4 protein-coding genes are annotated in these 4,468 nt (G+C 59.2%); 1 reads left to right on the forward strand and 3 read right to left on the reverse strand.

Features of this window, described 5'->3' with window-relative positions:
- Both WBV42_RS20890 and eat read right to left on the reverse strand, forming a co-directional pair.
- Positions 1 to 840 (reverse strand): aldehyde dehydrogenase family protein (locus tag WBV42_RS20890; RefSeq protein WP_423987746.1); only part of this gene is annotated, 840 nt, incomplete at its 3' end.
- Positions 841 to 938: 98 nt separating this feature from the next.
- Positions 939 to 2,471, reverse strand: a complete 1,533-nt coding sequence (gene eat / locus WBV42_RS20895; RefSeq protein WP_423987747.1) for an ethanolamine permease — start codon at positions 2,469 to 2,471, stop codon at positions 939 to 941.
- Between the two features lie 193 nt (positions 2,472 to 2,664).
- On the opposite strand from eat, the gene WBV42_RS20900 reads away from it, so the two are divergent.
- Positions 2,665 to 3,369, forward strand: a complete 705-nt coding sequence (locus WBV42_RS20900) for a helix-turn-helix domain-containing protein (protein ID WP_423987748.1) — start codon at positions 2,665 to 2,667, stop codon at positions 3,367 to 3,369.
- Here WBV42_RS20900 and WBV42_RS20905 read toward each other — a convergent pair.
- Positions 3,366 to 4,468: glutamine synthetase family protein (locus tag WBV42_RS20905; RefSeq protein WP_423987749.1), on the reverse strand; the 1,103-nt coding region annotated here is incomplete at its 5' end. The genes WBV42_RS20900 and WBV42_RS20905 overlap by 4 nt on opposite strands.

A 4,468-nucleotide genomic window follows, 5' to 3' on the forward strand; every position in this document is an offset into this window, starting at 1 on the left:
GGTAGCGACGCAATTCTGCCCGGCATTGGAGAAGATTCCTCGGGCGACGCCGCGCGCCGCGTTCTCGACGTCGGTGTCGGGGAGGACGACCGCCGGAGCTTTCCCTCCGAGTTCCAGGTCGACCGGCGTGATGTTCGCTGCCGCAGCCTCCAACACCTGTTGACCGACCGCAGTCGAACCGGTAAACGTGATCAGATCGACACCGGGATGATCGCTCAGGGCCGCTCCAACCTCGCGCCCCGACCCTGGAACGAGGTTTACGACGCCGTCGGGGAACTCCTCGACGAGAATATTCCCGTACCACATCGTCGATAGCGGTGCTCGACTCGGTGGTTTCGCGACGACCGTATTTCCCGTGGCGAGGGCGGCCGCGATTCCCCGGGACCCCAACAGGAGCGGATAGTTCCACGGGATGATGTGTGCGGTAACGCCGTAGGGGACCCGTTTCGTGTAGTTGAGTCGATTCGTCGAAGTTGGGATCGTGTCACCTCGGACCTTGTCCACCACGCCCGCGAAGAAGCGAAACTGCTGGGCGGTTTCCATGACCTCGCCTTCGGCCGTGCCGAGACATTTCCCGGTCTCCGCGACGAGGAGTTCGCTGAGTTCGTCCCGATCCTCCTCGATCCGCTCGGCGACGGCAAGCAATCCGCGTTCACGTCGGGCGGGGTCGCTCTCTGCCCACTCCTTTCGTACACTCCGCGCAGCGTCGATCGCTTCGCTCGCGTCGGTTCGTGTTCCGGTCGAGACGGTACCGACCGTCTCTCCCGTGGCGGGGTTTTCGACGGAACGCTCGGTCCCACCTCGAACCTGCCCGTCGATTCGCATCTCGTAGCTGTACATACCGGTCACAACCCTCGGATCCGGCCTAAATATTTCCCGGCTGATGTGGGACTGTTTATAATATGTGTCGGGGGGTCCCCGATTGACGGGGAGGCAAATCACTCGGAGGGTTCGTGAACGGTGTCGCCCGCCGAGTCCCGCTGCTCGGCCATGTCGGGTGCGGCGTCACCCGTCGCCGCGTTCTGCTGGTTCAGGGCGAAATCCTCCTCCGGAGCCCGCACTAGGCGATGGCGACCCCTGACAGCGAAATAGATGATCCCGCCCGCATACCACAGCGCCGCCCCGATAACGCCGAACCGATACGACGGGTTCAGGAAGAGGAACACGAAGGTAACGGCCGCGATAACGATTGCGACCACCGCACCGAACACGCCGACCGGACTCCGATACGGTCGTCTGAGGTTCGGGTACTCTCGCCGGAGCAGGATGAACGCCAACGACTGCATGATATACGAGATCATGGCGCCGAACACCGCCATGTTCAACAGAACCGCTCCCACAGGACTGTCGCTCGGCGTGAGCCAGATCAACAGCGCCGCGACGTAGCCGATCAACGAACCGGCGATCAAAGCGACGTGTGGCGTATCGCGCTCGTTGTGGGTGACGGAGAGCCACTGTGGGAAGTACCCCGCCCGGGACAGCGAGTAGATGTTACGCCCGAACGCGAAGATGATCGCGTGAAAGCTCGCCACCAATCCGGCCACGGCGATCAACGAGAGCAACGCCGCACCGACGCTGCCGGGGAATATGGTTTTGAAGCCCAAGAACAACGGATTATCCGCCTGGCCGACCTTCGCCGCACCGGGTGCGATGCCGCTGTTGAGGAACAACGTCAGGAACGCCGTGATGATCAGCGTCACGATGCCCAGTATCGTCGCTTTGGGCAGGTCGCGTTCCGGATCGTGTGCCTCTTCGGCCGCTAGCGGTAGTTCCTCGATGGCAAGGAAAAACCAGATCGCAAACGGCAACGCCAGGAAGATGCCCTTGATACCTTTCGGCAATAGCTTGCTCTGACCCGAATCAGCGGGTACGGTCAGTGCCCAATCGAACGAAAAGTGCGGAATCGCACCGATGAAAAAGACCGCCAATATGCCCAACGCGAGAAAGGTGATGAAGACGGTGAACCGGAAGCTTTCCTTGACGCCCACTATGTTGAGTCCGACGAAAATACCATAGAATATCGCCCACCAAACCGGCGCGGGCATGGAAAAACTGAGCAATGCCTGTGTAACCGAGTTCATGTAGCCGCCGATACCGACGACGATGACCGCGGTGGTGATGACGTACTCCATGTTCTCACCCAAGCCGGTGATAAAGCCACCCCAGGGGCCCATGGCCGTCCGTCCGAACGAATAAGCACCCCCGGTGTGGGGAAGCGCCGGTGCCATTTCCGCGATGGAAAAGCAGAGCCCCAGATACATGACGGCGATGATGATCGTTGCGATGACGAGGCCCATGAAACCACCGGCAGCGAGACCGAAATTCCAGCCGAAGAAATCGCCCGAGATGACGGCACCGACGCCGAGTGCCCACAGCGACCAAATCTTCGCATGCCGCCGTAAGCCACGATTTTCGAAATAACTATCATCCACATCGTTGTACGTAACGCTACCCCCTTCTTTATCTGACATTGTTCCAACTCTGAATCATCTATAATCACCTAAACAGTATCTCCGGCATTTTGGGAGCACTTATCAGCGAGCGCCGAGCTCGTGCGGAGACGTTGGCTCAGAATTCGTCGTCCGGGCTATCAACTCCGATGAAATATTTCAAAATTTTCAGCTATCCACAACCATATAGGGATACGCTGGTTCTATTTCCGCTATGATTGAATACTCGTTTAGAATAAAGCACGAGGGATGCTGGACCAACAGTTTCAACGATGCGTTCCCGAACGCGCGTGCATCCATCATCTACTCCTATCTCGTTCACGGAACGAGCGTCACGATGATCGAGGTGACGCAGGTCGAAGAGGGGGAGATGGATGACCTCGTCGATTGGCTAGAGGATCACCCGGTGATGAACACGAGTCGACTCGTTAGCTTCACTAGTGCCACCAACCGGGGCGTTGTCTGTCTGGAAGGCGATTACGACACCGAGACCGAACCGGTACTGAACGTATTACTCGGAAACAGTTGCTTCCCGACGATACCAGCGACCGTCGCCGATGGGTGGGAACATTGGGACGTCCTCGCCCCGACGCACGAACAGGTGAGTCGCGCTCACGAGGAGTTACAGCGATTGGGAACCGTACAGATCGACTCGCTGCACTCGCCCGAGTTCGAGGGAATGTTCATGGGACTCCTCGAAGTCAAGAAAGCGATACAGAACCTCTCCGCTCGGCAACTCGAAGTGCTCTCGCTCGCGATAGAAGAAGGATACTACGACTCCCCCCGTTCGTGTAAACTCAAAGATTTAGCCGAACACGACCCGACGGGCGTCTCGACCGTCGGAGAACACCTTCGGCTCTCGGAGGCGAAGATTCTGAAAGCGATCGGTCCGATGCTGGACCAACCCGCCAAGGATTAGAACTCGTCCCGATACTCCTCGCGTTCCCATTCGGTCACGTGGTCCATCGATCGATCGAACTCATCTCGCTTTAGCTGTATGAACTCCTCGACGAGCACCGAACCGAGGGCATCCTCGATCACTTCGTCGTTCTCGAGGTGTTCGAGCGCCGCCCAGAGGGTACGGGGGAGACTCTCGTAGCCTTCGTCGTAGGCATTCTTGATCGTTGGCTCTCCCGGATCGATCTCGTTTCGGATACCGTCCAGTCCAGCCGCGAGCGAGGCTGCGAGGCCGAGATACGGGTTACACGACGAGTCGGGAACCCTGTGTTCGATACGCGTCGCCGAATCGAGCTCGGGTGGTAGGCGAATCACCGTCGAACGGTTGTCCGGTCCCCACGCGATATTGACCGGGGCCCAGATACCTGGGAGGAGCCGTTTGTACGAGTTGACAGTCGGCGCACAGATCGCTGTCAGCGCTTTCATGTGTTCGAGGAGGCCACCGACGAAGTGCCGTCCCGTCTCGGAAAGCCCGGACTCCCCAGCGGGATGCTTTCCTGCGGGAAAGCGGATATCGTCGGTATCGCTTTTGAACTCGTTCTCTGACCCCGTACGGTTCCACAGGCTGAGGTGGAGATGCATCCCATTGGCGTCCTCGTGTGAGTGAGGACGAGGCATGAGCGTCGTTTTACATCCGTGCTGCCGCGAGACGGATTTGAGCATATGGCGGAGGAACATGACGGTATCCGCCGTCCGCAGGGCATCGTCGTACTCGATATTGATCTCGTACTGCCCCGGTTGCGATTCCTGATGGACACCGAGAACGTGGCCCCCCGCCGCTTCCATCGCGTTCGTCCAATCGCGGATGAGGTCCGATCCCATGTCGAGGGCGTCGAGGTCGTAGGAACAGCGGTCGTTGTAGGGAACCCATCCACCATCGCCGTCCGGACGCAGGAGCGAGAACTCGGTTTCGACCCCGACACATGCCGTGTATCCCTCCGACGCGAGGTCTTCGAGGACGCTCCTGAGCGCACTCCTGCTGCAGAGGTCGAAGCGTGAACTATCGACGTTGGTCAGATCCGAGAAGACCGCCGCCGTGTCGTCGGCCCACTCTATCGGCA

Origin of the sequence: Haladaptatus sp., from assembly GCF_049589095.1 — an archaeon.
Lineage (GTDB): Archaea > Halobacteriota > Halobacteria > Halobacteriales > Haladaptataceae > Haladaptatus.